The sequence below is a fragment of the Erwinia rhapontici genome (assembly GCF_020683125.1).
GTDB lineage: Bacteria > Pseudomonadota > Gammaproteobacteria > Enterobacterales > Enterobacteriaceae > Erwinia > Erwinia rhapontici.
The window spans coordinates 584,322-600,706 of the sequence record NZ_CP085627.1 but is presented as its reverse complement, the minus strand read 5'-3'; the positions used below and the strand labels follow the sequence as shown (position 1 = coordinate 600,706).

The window sequence follows — 16,385 nt, the reverse complement described above, 5'->3', positions numbered from 1 at the left end:
GCCTCTTAGATTGCGGCGGCCAGTCTACATAACTCGTCGTGAAAATTTTCAGTCATTTTCATCAAAAAGTGTGAACCGGCTCAAATTAGTGGTTTCGACGAACAAAAAGGCCCTCATCCGCTAAGATGATGACTTTTCGAAAATTCGGGCAATAAAAGTTCGTCAGCTATTGCTGGTCAGATTCTGATAAATCGTCTTGTGTCTGGCCGAGTAGCGCCAGCTCCAACAATGCATATCGATGCTCAACAAAGTTGTGAACGTTGTTGGCGACCGTCAGCTTGAACAACGCTTGAGCGTTGTCCTTCTCCCCCAGACTTAGGTAGTACTTACCTAAATAGAAGTTGGTTTCACTGAGATGTTCAGCGAGCGAGGTGTTATCCGTTGCGTCCGCCTGGAGCCGTTCAATCAGCGTTTTTTCGCTGATATCGCCCAGGTAGAACTCGACAATATTCCATCCCCATTGTTCCTTCACCGCTTTTTCGTAACGCTGCTTGAGCGAAACTTTGGCCTGGTCTGCGTTGATCTCACGTTCAGTAAGATACAGCCACAGGCTGCGGAAGGGATCGTTAGGATCGTCTTGATAAAACGCCAGCAGATCATCTTGCGCCAGTTTAAATCTTCCGCCGTAATAGAGAGCGATACCTCGATTTAAACGCGCATAATTGTAAGTTGGATCAAGCTCAAGTACAGAATCGAACGCTTCATAGGCAGCATCAAAATTGCCTGCCTGCGTTAAATATATGCCTAAGTAATTGAATACTTCGGGCATATCTGGTCGGATAGACAGCGCTTGTGAAAAATCATTTCGCGCCAGTGCTCTCAGACCGAGACTATCATACAACACTCCGCGCTCATATAACAGCTGTGCGCGTTCATCATCGGTCAATGACCGACTGGCAAGTATTTGTTCCATACGAGCGAGAATGACTTCCTGTTGCAGCGTAGGCTGCAATGGAACTGCCAAAACTTCGTTCTTACGCCAATCGGTGTTGCTGCATCCTGCCAGCGTCAAAGCTGTCGCAACAATACACCAGCGCAAAAATGGCTTCATTTACCACTCCCGAAAACAAACATAGGGACGAGCATCCTGTCATCCGCCTGCCGTTCACAAGGCCATCCCGCCCTCGCGTTATAACAATCCTCCGCATCCGAAGATGCAGAGGACTCAATGGTAATGCTTTTATTCTGCTTCAGGTGCTGGTGCTGCAGGAGCTTCAGCTTCAGGCTGTGCCTGTTCGCTGGCTTCTTTGATGCTCAGGCGTACGCGACCCTGACGGTCAACTTCCAGTACTTTCACTGGCACTTCCTGGCCCATCTGCAGGTAGTCAGTCACTTTCTCTACACGCTTATCAGCGATCTGAGAAATGTGAACCAGACCTTCTTTACCACCACCGATAGCGACGAAGGCACCGAAATCAACGATACGGGTCACTTTACCGTTGTAGATACGGCCCACTTCGATTTCTGCGGTGATTTCTTCGATACGACGGATAGCAAATTTCGCTTTCTCACCGTCGGTCGCTGCGATTTTAACGGTACCATCATCTTCGATTTCAATGGTGGTGCCAGTTTCTTCGGTCAGCGCACGGATAACAGAACCACCTTTACCGATCACGTCTTTAATCTTATCAACGCTGATCTTGATGGTGTGAATACGTGGTGCAAACTGAGAGATATCGCCACGCGGAGTGCTGATAGCCTGTTCCATCACGCTCAGGATATGCAGACGCGCACCCTTAGCCTGGTTCAGTGCTTCCTGCATGATTTCGCGGGTGATACCTTCAATTTTAATGTCCATCTGCAGCGCGGTGATACCTTCACGGCTACCGGCTACTTTGAAGTCCATGTCGCCCAGGTGATCTTCGTCGCCCAGAATGTCAGACAGAACAACAAAGTTGTCGTTGTCTTTTACCAGACCCATCGCGATACCAGCTACGGCCGCTTTGATGGGTACACCAGCATCCATCAGTGCCAGAGAAGCACCACACACGGACGCCATTGAAGACGAGCCGTTAGATTCGGTGATTTCAGACACAACGCGTACGGTGTACGGGAACGCATCGCCTTTTGGCATCACTGCCAGCACACCGCGTTTCGCCAGACGACCGTGACCAATTTCACGACGCTTAGGCGAACCGACCATACCGGTTTCACCGACAGAGTACGGAGGGAAGTTGTAGTGGAACAGGAAGTTGTCAGTACGCTCGCCCATCAGTTCGTCAAGGTTCTGCGCATCACGGGCAGTACCCAGCGTTGCGGTAACCAGTGCCTGAGTCTCACCACGGGTGAACAGTGCTGAACCATGAGTACGTGGCAGAACGCCGGTACGCACATCCAGACCACGGATCATGTCTTTTTCACGGCCATCGATACGTGGCTCACCGCGCAGAATGCGGCTACGCACAACGTTCTTCTCCAGCGTGTGCAGGATGTCGCTGATTTCGCCAGCGTCCAGGGTCTCTTCTTCCGCCAGCAGTGCTGCTGTGGTCTCAGATTTGATCACGCCAACCTGGTTGTAACGTTCCTGTTTTTCAGTGATGCGGTACGCATCGCTCAAACGAGCTTCAGCCAGTGCAGCAATACGCGCGTGTAACGCTTCGTTGACAGCTTCTGGCGTCCAGTCCCAACGCGGTTTGCCTGCTTCAGCGACCAGTTCGTTGATGGTGTCGATAACGATCTGCTGCTGGTCGTGGCCAAACACCACCGCACCCAGCATCTGATCTTCGCTTAACAGCTCAGCTTCAGACTCAACCATCAGCACTGCGCCTTTCGTACCGGCAACCACCAGGTCCAGCTTGCTCTCTGTGAGTTCGTCGGTGGTTGGGTTCAGTACGTACTGATCATTCAGGTAACCGACGCGAGCCGCACCGATTGGACCGTTGAATGGCAGGCCAGACAGCGCCAGAGCAGCAGAAGCACCGATAAGCGCAACGATGTCCGGGTTAACCTGTGGGTTAACAGAAACAACGGTCGCGATAACCTGCACTTCGTTTACGAAGCCTTCCGGGAACAGTGGGCGAAGCGGACGGTCAATCAGACGAGAGGTCAGTGTTTCGCCTTCGCTTGGACGACCTTCGCGACGGAAGAAACTGCCCGGGATACGACCAGCAGCATAAGTACGCTCCTGGTAGTTAACAGTCAGTGGGAAGAAGTCCTGGCCTGGCTTAGGCGTTTTGCGGCCTACAACGGTGACGAACACTGCGGTGTCGTCCATGCTTACCATTACGGCTGCTGTTGCCTGGCGGGCCATCATACCGGTCTCAAGTGTGACGGTGTGCTGACCATACTGGAATTTTTTGACGATCGGATTCAGCAAAATTAGTTCCTTAACTTCAGGGCCGGTAGTTTTTTATACCGACCGTGGATTTCTAATCTTCATTCTTGCATCCTCGCGACTAATGACAACCCTGATCCCAGATGGGATAAAGCCTCTCATTAGCCGCGCGAACCTCTGCAACTGAAGATCACACTCACCAACAATACAATAGTTTGCGTTTAATTGCTGCCGCTTGCTTGAAAAAAGGGGCCATAAAGGCCCCTTTCCAGCGAAACTCGCACCAGGTTGTCCGATTACCCACTTTAGTGTTCAGATGTTCTGAAACCGTGGCGGGACAACCTGTAAGAATTAGCGACGCAGACCCAGACGTTCGATCAGGCTGGTGTAACGTGCAACATCTTTACGCTTCAGGTAATCCAGCAGCTTACGACGCTGGGAAACCATACGCAGCAGACCGCGACGGCTGTGGTGGTCTTTCTTGTGCTCAGAGAAGTGACCCTGCAGGTGACTAATCTGTGCGCTCAGCAATGCAACCTGAACTTCAGTAGAACCACTGTCATTTGCGCCACGACCGAAATCAGCAACGATCTGTGCTTTAGTTTCAACACTTAGAGACATGAGACAACTCCAAAAATTAAGATAAATGTACAGGCGCCGATCTCTAATTCAGCCACCCAGTGTAAAGCCGCGCCATTCTACTCTTAGCGCCAAACAAGCGCAAATTTACCCGTCATATTTCGAGCAGCAGATGCGTTGGCTACGCTCGCTCACCCCGGTCACATAGTACTCTATGCTCCCTGGGATTCACCAACTTGCCACCTTCCTGCAACCCGAACTATTTGGGTAATGCTAGTCGAAATATTCTACAACCAGCCGGCGTGGCGCCACACGCCCATCGTCAGCGATTTCCGCCATGCCGATAAATTTCTGATCGTCGCCTTCCGTCACGCGTACCAGCCCACTGGCGGGGGCACCCGCCGCCTGAACAGGCATACCTTGCTTGAAGTAAGCCGCTACCGAACTCAGCAGGTTCACTACCGGGTACTCGGCCGCAGGGCTGTCCATTGGCATCAACAGCGCGTCCAGCAGGTCAGCGGGAAGCTGTTCGCTACGGTGTGCTTCTTCCGTCAGCGCACTCAACTGCTCCAGCGTAACCATTTTTTCGATCGGATAGGTGGCAACCTGCAAACGGCGCAGATAAGTGACATGTGCGCCACAGCCAAGCTTTTCACCGAGATCGTCGATGATAGTGCGAATATACGTCCCTTTCGACACGTGGATTTCCAGCTCAAGTTCATTGCCTTCATGGCGAATAAACAACAGCTCGTACACCTGAATGCTGCGCGATTCACGCGGCACTTCAATGCCTTCACGGGCATATTCGTACAGCTTACGGCCCTGATATTTCAGTGCCGAATACATCGACGGGATCTGCTGCGTAACTCCGCGGAAACTTTCCAGCGCCTGTTCAAGTGCTTCTGCCGTAAACGCCACCGGACGCTCACTGACAATGACACCATCCGCATCCGACGTATCAGTGCGCTGCCCCAGGCGGGCTATCACACGGTAACGCTTATCAGATTCCAGCAGATACTGGGAGAATTTCGTCGCTTCCCCCAGACAAATCGGCAGCATGCCTGTCGCCAGTGGGTCCAGCGCACCGGTATGACCGGCACGATTGGCGTTATACAAACGTTTCACTTTCTGCAGTGCATCGTTGGAGGACAAGCCCGTAGGCTTATCCAGCAACAGCACACCGTGGATATCGCGACCGCGACGGCGAGGACGACTCATTACTCTGCTTTACCTTCTTCCTGATTTTCTTCTGCCGGACCGCGACGCTCTTCGTCATTTCTGACCACGTTAGTCACCAGGTTAGACATGCGCATCCCTTCAACCAGCGAGTTATCGTAGAAGAAAGTCAGTTCAGGCACGATACGCAGGCGCATCGCTTTGCCGAGCAGCGTACGGATATAGCCAGAAGCGTCACCGAGGGCGCGCAGGCCACCTTTGATTGCGGCTTCATCTTTGTCGTTCAGGAAGGTCACGAACACTTTGGCATAGGCCAGGTCACGCGACACATCAACACCTGAAACGGTGACCATCATGCCAAGACGTGGGTCTTTAATCTCACGCTGCAAAATGATAGCAATCTCTTTTTGCAGCTCTTGAGAAACGCGCTGAGGGCGACCAAATTCTTTCGCCATAATATTATCTCTCTATAAAGAATTGGGAGGCCAGAAGCCTCCCAAATATTAGTGTTGCTGATTGCGGTCGTCGACTTAGTCGATGGTACGCTGGATTTCGATAATTTCGAATACTTCGATCATATCGCCAACACGTACATCGTTGTAGTTCTTCACGCCGATACCACATTCCATGCCGTTACGGACTTCGTTAACGTCATCTTTGAAGCGGCGCAGGGATTCCAGCTCGCCTTCATAGATAACCACGTTGTCACGCAGTACGCGGATTGGGTTGTGACGTTTGATGTTACCTTCCGTCACCATACAGCCCGCGATAGCTCCAAATTTCGGTGATTTGAACACGTCACGTACGGCAGCCAGACCGATGATCTGCTGTTTGTACTCAGGTGCCAGCATGCCGCTCATCGCTGCTTTCACTTCGTCAATCAGATTATAGATGACGGAGTAGTAACGCAGATCCAGGCTTTCGGAATCAATCACGCGGCGCGCAGATGCATCGGCACGAACGTTGAAGCCCACCAGGATTGCGTTAGACGCTGCTGCCAGTGTGGCGTCGGTTTCAGTAATACCACCCACACCAGAACCGATGATTTTCACTTTCACTTCATCAGTAGACAGCTTCATCAGGGATTCGGAGATAGCTTCAACAGAACCCTGTACGTCAGCTTTCAGCACGATGTTCAGTTCAGACACTTCGCCTTCGGTCATGTTCGCAAACATGTTTTCCAGCTTAGATTTCTGCTGACGAGCCAGCTTAACTTCACGGAATTTGCCCTGACGATACAGTGCTACTTCGCGTGCTTTCTTCTCGTCACGTACGACGGTCGCTTCATCACCCGCTGCCGGCACACCGGACAGGCCAAGGATCTCAACCGGAATAGATGGGCCTGCAGTCAGTACTTCGCGGCCCAATTCGTCACGCATCGCACGGACACGGCCGTATTCGAAGCCACACAGAACGATATCGCCTTTGTTCAGCGTACCTTCACGAACCAGTACAGTTGCAACCGGGCCACGACCTTTATCCAGGAAGGACTCGATAACCACACCGCTTGCCATGCCCTGACGTACTGCACTCAGTTCGAGGACTTCCGCCTGCAGCAGGATAGCATTCAGCAAGTCATCGATACCGGTACCGACTTTAGCTGAAACGCTAACGAACATGTTTTCGCCGCCCCACTCTTCCGGAATGATACCGTATTGAGTCAGTTCAGTTTTAACACGGTCTGGATCAGCTTCAGGCTTATCGCATTTGTTCACCGCAACGACAACCGGCACTTTGGCCGCTTTCGCATGCTGGATCGCTTCGATAGTCTGTGGCATCACGCCATCGTCAGCCGCAACCACCAGGATAACGATATCCGTTGCCTGAGCACCGCGGGCACGCATTGAAGTAAACGCTGCGTGGCCTGGGGTATCCAGGAAGGTGACCATACCGTTGTCAGTTTCAACGTGGTAAGCACCGATATGCTGAGTAATGCCGCCCGCTTCGCCAGAGGCGACTTTGGTGGAGCGAATGTAGTCCAGCAGAGATGTTTTACCGTGGTCAACGTGACCCATGATAGTCACGACCGGAGCACGAGACTCATGCACCGCATCGGTATCACGGTCACTCATTACCGCTTCTTCCAGCTCATTTTCGCGGCGCAGAGTCACTTTGTGACCCATTTCTTCCGCTACCATCTGAGCCGTTTCCTGGTCGATGACCTGGTTGATGGTGGCCATAGCGCCCATTTTCATCATCGCTTTGATGACCTGGGAGCCTTTCACCGCCATCTTGTTAGCCAGTTCCGCTACGGTGACAGTTTCACCGATGATAACGTCACGGTTAACAGCCTGAGCTGGCTTGTTAAAGCCCTGCTGCAGGGTGCTTGGTTTACGTTTGCCGCCTTTGCCGCCACGAACCTGAGCACGCGCTTCTTCACGGTCAGTTTTCGCTTCAGAATGCTTGTTGCCTTTCTTGCGAACAGGGGCTTTAGCTGGACGTGTAGCAGTACGAGTACGACGGTCACCTTCGACCTGTGCGTCATTTTCGTCTTCTGCTGCACGAGCGTGAGTTGAAGTAGTAACGTGGTAATCAGAAGTGTCTTCCACTTCTTTAACCTGCGTCCACTCTTCGCCTTTCTCTTCCGCCATTTTGCGTGCTTCTTCGGCTACGCGCTTCGCTTCTTCTTCGATCTTGCGACGCGCTTCTTCTTCAGCTTTACGCTTCAGTTCTGCCGATTCCGCTTCACGGCGGGCTTTATCGGACTGAGAAGCCCGGGTTGTTTCGTCGGTATGTTGATTGCTCACTTTATCTTTTTCCGCTGCATCACGTTTGGCTTTATCAGCTGCCTCACGTTTGGCCTGCTCCTCGGCTTCACGCTTCGCTTTGTCTTGAGCTGCGCGCTGGGCTTGTTCTTCAGCCTCGCGACGAGCCAGTTCTTCCGCTTCACGCTCTGCCTGGGCTTCCGCTTCTGCTTGTTCAGCATCAGCCGGATCGCCTTTTACATAAGTGCGTTTTTTGCGGACTTCGATTTGCACCGACTTACTTTTGCCCCCGGTGCCTGGAACATTCAAGGTGCTGCGCGTTTTGCGCTGCAGAGTAAGCTTACCAGATCCACCGCCATGTTCGCGGTTCAGATGGGTCAGCAAAGTCTCTTTTTCATGCTGGGTAACAGAGTCAGTCTCAGACTTTTGGATCCCTGCATCAGCAAATTGCTGTACCAGGCGTTCTACCGGTGTCTGAATCTCTGCGGCCAGGGATTTTACGGTTACATCTGTCGTCATGCTGTTCCTTCCTGCTACAGTTTATTACGCGTCGTCGCCGAACCAACAGATATTTCGTGCAGCCATAATCAGCTCACCAGCCCTTTCATCGTTCAGGCCCTCAATATCTGACAGATCGTCAACACCCTGCTCGGCAAGATCTTCCAGCGTGCATACGCCTTTAGCTGCCAGCTTGAAGGCCATCTCGCGCTCCAGTCCTTCCAGGCTCAGTAAATCTTCTGCCGGTTGGGTGTCGCCGAGGCTCTCTTCCTTGGCCAGTGCCAGGGTGGTTAACGCGTTTTTAGCTCGGTCGCGCAACGCTTCTACTGTCTCTTCATCAAGACCGTCGATTTCCAGCAGCTCGTTAATCGGCACATAAGCCAGCTCTTCCAGAGAAGAGAAGCCTTCTTCGACCAGAGTGGTCGCGAAGTCTTCGTCGATATCGAGATGTTTGGTAAAGACGTCGATGGCAGCATGAGCTTCAGCCTGATGCTTGGCCTGCAGGTCGTCGACCGTCATCACGTTCAGCTCCCAGCCACTTAACTGTGAAGCCAGACGCACGTTTTGGCCATTACGGCCGATCGCCTGGGCCAGATTACCGGCTTCCACAGCGATATCCATGGTGTGATTATCTTCATCCACCACGATAGAGGCGACATCCGCCGGGGCCATTGCGTTGATCACGAACTGCGCAGGATTATCATCCCACAGCACGATATCAATACGCTCGCCACCCAGCTCACTGGATACCGCCTGAACACGCGCACCACGCATACCTACGCAAGCACCGACCGGGTCGATACGTTTGTCGTTGGTTTTCACTGCGATTTTAGCTCGGGAGCCTGGATCGCGCGCAGCGGCTTTAATTTCAAGAACTTCTTCAGCAATTTCTGGCACTTCGATGCGGAACAGTTCGATCAGCATTTCCGGTTTAGAACGGCTGACGAACAGCTGAGCACCACGCGCTTCAGGGCGCACAGCGTACAGTACGCCACGGATACGGTCACCCGGACGGAAGTTCTCACGCGGCAACATATCTTCACGGATAATCACGGCTTCAGCGTTGGTGTTAGAACCATCGTTTGGACGCACTTCCAGTGAGATATTGTCACGGTTAACTTTCTTCACCACGCCAGTGATGATTTCGCCTTCCTGCTCGCGGAACTGATCGACAACCATCGCGCGTTCAGCTTCACGAACTTTCTGTACGATAACCTGCTTGGCAGTCTGGGTAGTGATACGGTCAAAGGTAACAGATTCGATCTGATCTTCAACAAAGCCACCCAGGCCCAGTGATTCGTCTTCGTAGACGGCGGCTTCCAGCGTAATTTCACGCGTCGGCATCGTCACTTCGTCCACAATCAACCAACGGCGGAAAGTATCGAAATCGCCACTTTTGCGATCGATGCTGACGCGAACGTCAATTTCCTGCTCGTATTTTTTCTTGGTGGCTGTGGCCAGCGCGCTCTCCAGAGCTTCGAAAATCTTCTCGCGTGGGAGGGACTTCTCATTAGAGACCGCTTCTACAACAGCTAAGATTTCTTTGTTCATCCTGGTATGCCTCAATCCGGACTTTTAAAAGTGGGGAACCAGGTTCGCCTTCTGGATATTACTCAGCGCGAACACTTCGTCGTTACCCTCAACGGCAACAGTGATCATCTCACCCTCGACAGATTTAATGATACCTTGCCATTTGCGACGGTTCTGGACCGCCATACGCAGAACCAGGCTCACTTCTTCGCCAGTAAAACGGACATAATGTTCTGCGGTAAACATTGGTCGGTCAAGACCAGGCGAGGAGACTTCGAGGTTGTAAGCAACGGTAATTGGGTCTTCGACGTCAAATACCGCACTGACCTGGTGGCTCACATCAGCGCAATCATCAACATTGATGCCATCTTCACTATCAATATAGATGCGCAAGGTGGATGTGCGACCGCGTACAAACTCAATACCAACCAGTTCGTAGCCTAGCGCTTCTACCGGTGCTGAGATCAGCTCTGTTAATTTTTGCTCTAACGTGGACAATCCCACCCCCAAGACGTAAAAAAAGGGCCTATAGCCCAGTGATGCTGCTTCCTGATAACAAAAAACCCCGAAATATCGGGGCTTAATGCGACTGGACCCTGTAAACCGCCACTGGCGGCTCGGCACAATCCAAAAGAATTTTTTTCAAAATCAACTGAAATACGTAATGTGGAGTATACAGTTTATTTGAAAAAGAACTCTAAGGGAAAGTGGTTGCGGGGGCCGGATTTGAACCGACGACCTTCGGGTTATGAGCCCGACGAGCTACCAGGCTGCTCCACCCCGCGTCCGAATACTACGCAAAACTTGCAGAAATTGCAAGCAAAACTGAGATTTGGTACCGAGGACGGGACTTGAACCCGTAAGCCCATGCGGGCACTACCACCTCAAGGTAGCGTGTCTACCAATTCCACCACCACGGCACTAAAGAGGCGACTTTTTTATTTCTGTCGCGTCGAAACGGTTACTGCAACTTCTTTTACTGCTTACTGCGGGATATCGCTGCCCGGTGTTACCGGTTTCGCTGGCTGAGTCTGTTGGGACTGCGCCGGCTGAGTCAGGTTTTCCCACTCGCTTCCTTTCTGGGTTTTGTTGCTGTTGATGTTACCCAGAACCAGACTGATAATGAAGAACAGGGTCGCCAGTACTGCAGTCATACGGGTCATGAAGTTACCAGAACCGTTAGAACCGAACAGTGTACCAGAAGCGCCTGCACCAAATGATGCTCCCATATCAGCGCCTTTACCTTGCTGAAGCATGATCAGACCGACAAGGCCGATTGCCACAATAAGGAAAACTACTAAAAGAGCTTCGTACATAATCAACCTTGTTCCTGGTGCGTTAAACGCACATCAAAAGCTTCAAGCCAGTTAGTCTTAATAAGTAGTTAACGACCTACCTATGAAGCGGGTGTGAATACTAACCAAAGGTGACCGCACGTGCAAGGGCAATTTCATACGCCATTACTGATTGCGGAAAAAAACGACAAAAGGCCGTTTTTTGGAGAAAAAACACGCGCTTTAGCCCAAAAAAATCCTATGCACTCTGTAAATTACCTGCCCGGTAAGATTTAAAAAAGATCGTCCCAGGCATCGGGTTAAACCGCTTTTACTGCATCAGCAATACGGTGCGCCAGCGCAGTCACCTGCGCTTCATCCTCACCTTCCACCATCACTCGGATGAGAGGCTCGGTGCCTGACTTACGTAACAATACGCGTCCACGCCCTTTTAATTCGGCTTCAACCTCTGCAGTCACCGACTTGACCTGGCTGTCTTCCAGCGGATCAGTGGCACCACTGAAACGCACATTCACCAGAATTTGTGGCAACAATTTCATTCCGCTGCACAGGTCGTGCAGGGTCATATGGTTACGCACCATCGCAGTCAGCACCTGCAAGCCTGCAACAATCCCGTCGCCCGTGGTGGTTTTATCCAGCAGAATAACGTGACCTGAGTTCTCAGCCCCCAGGCGCCAGCCCTTCTCTTTCAGTTTTTCCAGTACGTAGCGGTCACCCACTTTGGCACGTGCGAACGGAATACCCAGTTGTTTCAGCGCCAGTTCCAGGCCCATGTTGCTCATCAGTGTGCCAACTACGCCACCGCGCAGTTGCCCCTGGCGCAGCCCTTCCCGGGCAATAAGATAGAGGATCTGATCGCCATCCACTTTGTGGCCAAGGTGGTCAACCATCATGATACGGTCGCCATCGCCATCGTAAGCCAGACCAACATCGGCTTTTTCTGCCAGCACACGCTCCTGCAACAGGCGGAGATCGGTCGCACCGCAATCTTTGTTGATGTTCATACCGTCCGGCTGTACACCAATCGCGATGACCGTAGCCCCCAGTTCACGTAATACGTTTGGCGCGATGTGATAAGTGGCACCATTTGCGCAGTCGACCACAATTTTCAAGCCATTCAGACTCAGCTCGCTCGGGAATGTCCCTTTGCAAAACTCAATATAGCGCCCGGCAGCATCTACGATACGGCTGGCACGCCCCAGTTCGGCAGATTCGACACAAGTAATCGGTTTTTCCATTTCCGCTTCGATCGCTTCTTCCACTTCATCCGGCAGTTTAGTGCCTTCGGTAGAAAAGAATTTAATGCCGTTATCGTCAAAGGGATTGTGTGACGCTGAAATCACAATGCCGGCTTCTGCACGGAAGGTGCGGGTCAGATATGCGATAGCCGGGGTGGGCATCGGACCGGTGAATGCCGCAGACAGACCTGCTGCGGCCAGGCCTGCCTCGAGTGCTGATTCCAGCATATAGCCAGAAATACGCGTGTCTTTACCAATAATGATCTTCTTGGAACCGTGGCGTGCCAGCACTTTACCTGCAGCAAAGCCCAGCTTCAGCACGAAGTCCGGAGTAATCGGAGACTCACCCACTTTGCCGCGGATACCATCTGTACCAAAATATTTACGCTCGCTCATACTATTTTTCTTCCCTTGCAGACTGTGTGGCTTCGACAACGCGCATCGCCTCTACGGTTTCTTTCACATCGTGTACGCGCAGAATATGGGCTCCCTGCATGGCGGCAATCACTGCACAAGCAATGCTCCCGGTCAGGCGTTGGGATGGACCGACATTCAATAGCTGGCCAACCATACTCTTGCGTGACATGCCGACCAGCAGCGGCAGACCAAAGTGGTGGTAATCCGCCAGATGCGCCAGCAGTTGATAATTGTGGGAGAGATTCTTACCGAAACCGAAACCGGGGTCGAGCAACAGTTGCGATTTTTTGATCCCGGCCGCTTCACAGCGGGAAATATGCTCAACAAAAAAGGCATCCACATCCTGTAAAATGTTCTGATACTGCGGCGCCTGCTGCATCGTTTTCGGCTCACCCTGCATATGCATCAGGCAGACTGGAAGGCCGGTTTCCGCTGCTGCGGCCAACGCGCCAGGTTCCTGGAGGGAACGAATATCATTGATGATGTGGGCGCCTGCACGTGCAGATTCACGAATAACATCAGGTTTTGAGGTATCGACTGAGATCCAGACCTCGAAACGTTGTGCGATGGCTTCCACGACCGGCATAACCCGGTCCAGCTCCTGTTGAACACTGACCTCTGCCGCGCCGGGACGCGTGGATTCCCCCCCCACATCAATGATAGTTGCACCTGCGTTGATCATCTCATTGGCATGGGTCAGCGCCTGGATTAACTCATTATGCTTGCCGCCATCGGAAAAAGAGTCAGGAGTGACATTTAAAATCCCCATTACGTGAGGATGTGAAAGGTCGAGCACGGAATCTCTGGCGTACAGCTTCATAACAAATTTTCTCCGGTAACAGGGATAAAAAAACCCCGGTCAGCGCCGGGGTTTTGATGATATCAATTTTACAGCACAGCAGATGAAAGCGCTGCGCAGTTTTTACATAGTGCTGGTAGGCGTCGGCGGATCATCAACCGGGCGCGGTGCCTGAGGGCTGCCACCATTTTTATCGGAGTTGTCAGAGCTGGTGCTCTCTTCCCAACCCGCTGGTGGACGCACTTCACGGCGTGCCATCAGATCGCTAACCTGTGGAGCATCAATGGTTTCATACTTCATCAGCGCGTCTTTCATCGCATGAAGGATGTCCATGTTCTCATCCAGAATACGGCGAGCACGGGCGTAGTTAGTATCAATCAGTTTTTTCACTTCCTGATCGATAATACGCGCCGTTTCATCAGACATGTGTTTCGCTTTTGCCACTGAACGACCAAGGAACACTTCACCTTCTTCTTCAGCATACAGCAGCGGACCCAATTTCTCTGAGAAGCCCCACTGAGTCACCATGTTGCGCGCAACGCTGGTGGCCATTTTGATATCTGAAGAAGCACCGGTAGAGACATAGTCTGGACCATAGATGATTTCTTCAGCCAGACGGCCACCGTAGGCGACGGAAATACGGCTTTCCAGCTTCTGACGGTTGGCGCTGATCTCATCACCCTCAGGCAAGAAGAATGCGACGCCCAATGCACGTCCTCGCGGAATAATCGTCACTTTATGTACCGGGTCATAACCGGGTACCAGTGTACCGACAATCGCGTGACCGGCTTCGTGGTAGGCCGTCGACTCTTTCTGCGCTTCGGTCATCACCATGGAGCGGCGTTCTGCCCCCATCATGATTTTATCTTTGGCTTTTTCAAACTCAACCATCGATACCACACGCTTATTGCCACGTGCCGCAAACAGAGCGGCTTCGTTGACCAGGTTAGCCAGGTCAGCACCAGAGAAGCCTGGAGTACCACGTGCAATCACAGACGGTTCCATATCAGTCGACAGCGGTACACGTCGCATATGGACTTTCAGAATCTGCTCACGACCACGAACATCTGGCAGCCCAACCACAACCTGACGGTCGAAACGGCCCGGACGCAGTAATGCCGGGTCCAGCACGTCAGGACGGTTAGTTGCCGCGATCACGATGATGCCTTCATTACCTTCGAAGCCATCCATTTCAACCAGCATCTGGTTCAGGGTTTGCTCACGTTCATCGTGACCACCGCCCAAACCGGCACCACGCTGACGGCCCACTGCATCGATTTCATCGATGAAGATAATGCACGGCGCAGCTTTTTTAGCCTGTTCAAACATGTCACGAACGCGGGATGCACCCACACCAACAAACATTTCAACGAAGTCAGAACCGGAGATGGTAAAGAAAGGCACTTTCGCTTCACCGGCAATCGCTTTTGCCAGCAAGGTTTTACCGGTACCCGGAGGACCGACCATCAGTACGCCTTTCGGAATTTTACCGCCGAGTTTCTGGAAGCGGCTAGGCTCACGCAGGTATTCAACCAGCTCGCTGACTTCTTCTTTTGCTTCGTCACAACCGGCAACGTCCGCAAAGGTGGTCTTGATTTGATCTTCTGTCAGCATGCGGGCCTTGCTCTTGCCGAAGGACATCGCGCCCTTTCCGCCACCGCCCTGCATCTGACGCATAAAGAAGATCCAGACACCGATAAGTAGCAGCATTGGGAACCAGGAGATGAAGATCGACGCCAGCAGGCTCGGCTCTTCTGGTGGTTCACCCACTACTTTCACATTTTTAGTCAACAGGTTGTCGAGCAACTTAGGATCGTTGACGGGAATGTAGGTCGTATATCGATTACTGTCTTTTTTGGTTACGTTAATCTCACGCCCGTTAATACGTGCCTCGCGGACCTGATCCTGGTTCACTTCCGACAGGAAGGTTGAATAATCAACCCGACGGCCATTCGACTCGCTGGGCCCAAAGCTCTGGAATACAGACATCAGCACGACTGCGATGACTAACCAGAGAATCAGGTTTTTCGCCATGTCACTCAAGGGATTAACCTCATATTACAACGGTGTTAACAGACAGCGTAGGGTACTCTATATCCTTCACACTTGGAATCGCTGAGGTGCTGACAGCCAATCCAGTTATTCTGGTTACAGTTTGCGCCCTGTCGCTACAATGTACACTTCACGCGAACGAGAGCGCGAAGCGTCCGGCTTACGAATTTTTACTTTCGTAAACAGGGAGCGAATTTCCCGGAGGTATTCTTCAAAGCCATCTCCCTGAAACACTTTCACTAAAAAGCTTCCACCAGGTGCCAAAACGTCACGGCACATTTCCAACGCAAGCTCACATAAATACATAGACCGGGGAATATCGACGGCAGGCGTACCCGTCATGTTGGGTGCCATATCTGACATCACAACCTGAACCTTGGTCTCACCTACGCGTTCCAGCAGAGCCTTCAGCACCAATTCATCACGAAAGTCGCCCTGAAGGAAATCGACACCGACGATAGGATCCATCGGCAGAAGATCACAAGCAATAACGTGACCCTTTGCCCCAATCTGGGTGACCACATACTGCGACCAACCACCGGGAGCCGCGCCGAGATCCACCACAGTCATCCCAGGTTTGAACAGTTTGTCGCCTTGCTGTATCTCATCCAGTTTAAACCAGGCGCGCGAGCGCAGCCCTTTTTTCTGTGCCTCAAGCACATATTTATCGCTAAAGTGTTCCTGTAGCCAGCGGCTGGAACTGGCCGAACGCTTTTTACCTGTCATACAATTTCCAACTATGATTCAACGTAAGCGATAAATAAACCGCTCAAATCAGCGCTGCCGATTTGGTGATACACCCGAGATGGCGGTAGAATGACC

14 protein-coding genes and 2 tRNA genes are annotated in these 16,385 nt (G+C 52.0%); all 16 read right to left on the bottom strand.

Going from position 1 to position 16,385, the window contains the following annotated elements; translation table 11 throughout:
• Window positions 1-5: 5 nt before the first annotated feature.
• Window positions 6-56: a protein YrbN gene (gene yrbN / locus LJN55_RS24010; protein ID WP_223300471.1), complete on the bottom strand. Its 51-nt coding sequence runs from the start codon at window positions 54-56 to the stop codon at window positions 6-8.
• A gap of 110 nt (window positions 57-166) precedes the next feature.
• Complete coding sequence (gene nlpI, locus LJN55_RS02750; RefSeq protein WP_200642743.1) at window positions 167-1,051, bottom strand: lipoprotein NlpI; 885 nt, start codon at window positions 1,049-1,051, stop codon at window positions 167-169.
• Window positions 1,052-1,180: 129 nt separating this feature from the next.
• Window positions 1,181-3,316, bottom strand: coding sequence for a polyribonucleotide nucleotidyltransferase (pnp, locus tag LJN55_RS02745; RefSeq protein ID WP_227535619.1), 2,136 nt, complete (start codon window positions 3,314-3,316; stop codon window positions 1,181-1,183).
• A gap of 309 nt (window positions 3,317-3,625) precedes the next feature.
• Window positions 3,626-3,895 (bottom strand): 30S ribosomal protein S15, encoded by a 270-nt coding sequence (gene rpsO / locus LJN55_RS02740; protein WP_133844034.1) that lies wholly within the window; start codon window positions 3,893-3,895, stop codon window positions 3,626-3,628.
• 231 nt (window positions 3,896-4,126) lie between these two features.
• Complete coding sequence (truB, locus tag LJN55_RS02735) at window positions 4,127-5,071, bottom strand: tRNA pseudouridine(55) synthase TruB (RefSeq protein ID WP_133844036.1); 945 nt, start codon at window positions 5,069-5,071, stop codon at window positions 4,127-4,129.
• A complete protein-coding gene (rbfA, locus tag LJN55_RS02730; protein ID WP_133844038.1) occupies window positions 5,071-5,484 on the bottom strand; it encodes a 30S ribosome-binding factor RbfA in 414 nt (137 codons plus the stop codon). Before rbfA ends, truB begins: the two co-directional genes overlap by 1 nt.
• A 75-nt stretch (window positions 5,485-5,559) precedes the next feature.
• Window positions 5,560-8,253 (bottom strand): translation initiation factor IF-2, encoded by a 2,694-nt coding sequence (infB, locus tag LJN55_RS02725; protein WP_133844040.1) that lies wholly within the window; start codon window positions 8,251-8,253, stop codon window positions 5,560-5,562.
• Window positions 8,254-8,277: 24 nt separating this feature from the next.
• A complete protein-coding gene (nusA, locus tag LJN55_RS02720) occupies window positions 8,278-9,783 on the bottom strand; it encodes a transcription termination factor NusA (protein ID WP_133844042.1) in 1,506 nt (501 codons plus the stop codon).
• Window positions 9,784-9,807: 24 nt separating this feature from the next.
• Window positions 9,808-10,260: a ribosome maturation factor RimP gene (gene rimP / locus LJN55_RS02715; protein WP_048914488.1), complete on the bottom strand. Its 453-nt coding sequence runs from the start codon at window positions 10,258-10,260 to the stop codon at window positions 9,808-9,810.
• A gap of 210 nt (window positions 10,261-10,470) precedes the next feature.
• A tRNA-Met gene (locus LJN55_RS02710) sits at window positions 10,471-10,547 on the bottom strand.
• Window positions 10,548-10,595: 48 nt separating this feature from the next.
• Window positions 10,596-10,682: transfer RNA gene (locus LJN55_RS02705), tRNA-Leu, on the bottom strand.
• A 63-nt stretch (window positions 10,683-10,745) separates the two neighbouring features.
• The gene (secG, locus tag LJN55_RS02700; protein ID WP_133844044.1) at window positions 10,746-11,078 is read right to left on the bottom strand and encodes a preprotein translocase subunit SecG; all 333 of its coding nucleotides are present in this window, start codon (window positions 11,076-11,078) and stop codon (window positions 10,746-10,748) included.
• A gap of 278 nt (window positions 11,079-11,356) precedes the next feature.
• Window positions 11,357-12,691 (bottom strand): phosphoglucosamine mutase, encoded by a 1,335-nt coding sequence (gene glmM / locus LJN55_RS02695; protein ID WP_227535618.1) that lies wholly within the window; start codon window positions 12,689-12,691, stop codon window positions 11,357-11,359.
• 1 nt (window position 12,692) lies between these two features.
• Window positions 12,693-13,532, bottom strand: a complete 840-nt coding sequence (folP, locus tag LJN55_RS02690; RefSeq protein ID WP_227535617.1) for a dihydropteroate synthase — start codon at window positions 13,530-13,532, stop codon at window positions 12,693-12,695.
• 102 nt (window positions 13,533-13,634) lie between these two features.
• Window positions 13,635-15,545, bottom strand: coding sequence for an ATP-dependent zinc metalloprotease FtsH (ftsH, locus tag LJN55_RS02685; protein WP_133844050.1), 1,911 nt, complete (start codon window positions 15,543-15,545; stop codon window positions 13,635-13,637).
• A 114-nt stretch (window positions 15,546-15,659) separates the two neighbouring features.
• Window positions 15,660-16,289, bottom strand: a complete 630-nt coding sequence (gene rlmE, locus LJN55_RS02680) for a 23S rRNA (uridine(2552)-2'-O)-methyltransferase RlmE (protein WP_133844051.1) — start codon at window positions 16,287-16,289, stop codon at window positions 15,660-15,662.
• Window positions 16,290-16,385 lie beyond the last annotated feature (96 nt).

Excerpts from the sequence above, each read along its gene's own strand:
- nlpI (WP_200642743.1), bottom strand. The coding sequence starts at position 1,051 with ATGAAGCCATTTTTGCGCTGGTGTATTGTTGCGACAGCTTTGACGCTG.
- ftsH (WP_133844050.1), bottom strand. The coding sequence starts at position 15,545 with ATGGCGAAAAACCTGATTCTCTGGTTAGTCATCGCAGTCGTGCTGATG.
- secG (WP_133844044.1), bottom strand. The coding sequence starts at position 11,078 with ATGTACGAAGCTCTTTTAGTAGTTTTCCTTATTGTGGCAATCGGCCTT.
- truB (WP_133844036.1), bottom strand. The coding sequence starts at position 5,071 with ATGAGTCGTCCTCGCCGTCGCGGTCGCGATATCCACGGTGTGCTGTTG.
- glmM (WP_227535618.1), bottom strand. The coding sequence starts at position 12,691 with ATGAGCGAGCGTAAATATTTTGGTACAGATGGTATCCGCGGCAAAGTG.
- infB (WP_133844040.1), bottom strand. The coding sequence starts at position 8,253 with ATGACGACAGATGTAACCGTAAAATCCCTGGCCGCAGAGATTCAGACA.
- nusA (WP_133844042.1), bottom strand. The coding sequence starts at position 9,783 with ATGAACAAAGAAATCTTAGCTGTTGTAGAAGCGGTCTCTAATGAGAAG.
- folP (WP_227535617.1), bottom strand. The coding sequence starts at position 13,532 with ATGAAGCTGTACGCCAGAGATTCCGTGCTCGACCTTTCACATCCTCAC.
- rpsO (WP_133844034.1), bottom strand. The coding sequence starts at position 3,895 with ATGTCTCTAAGTGTTGAAACTAAAGCACAGATCGTTGCTGATTTCGGT.
- rlmE (WP_133844051.1), bottom strand. The coding sequence starts at position 16,289 with ATGACAGGTAAAAAGCGTTCGGCCAGTTCCAGCCGCTGGCTACAGGAA.
- rbfA (WP_133844038.1), bottom strand. The coding sequence starts at position 5,484 with ATGGCGAAAGAATTTGGTCGCCCTCAGCGCGTTTCTCAAGAGCTGCAA.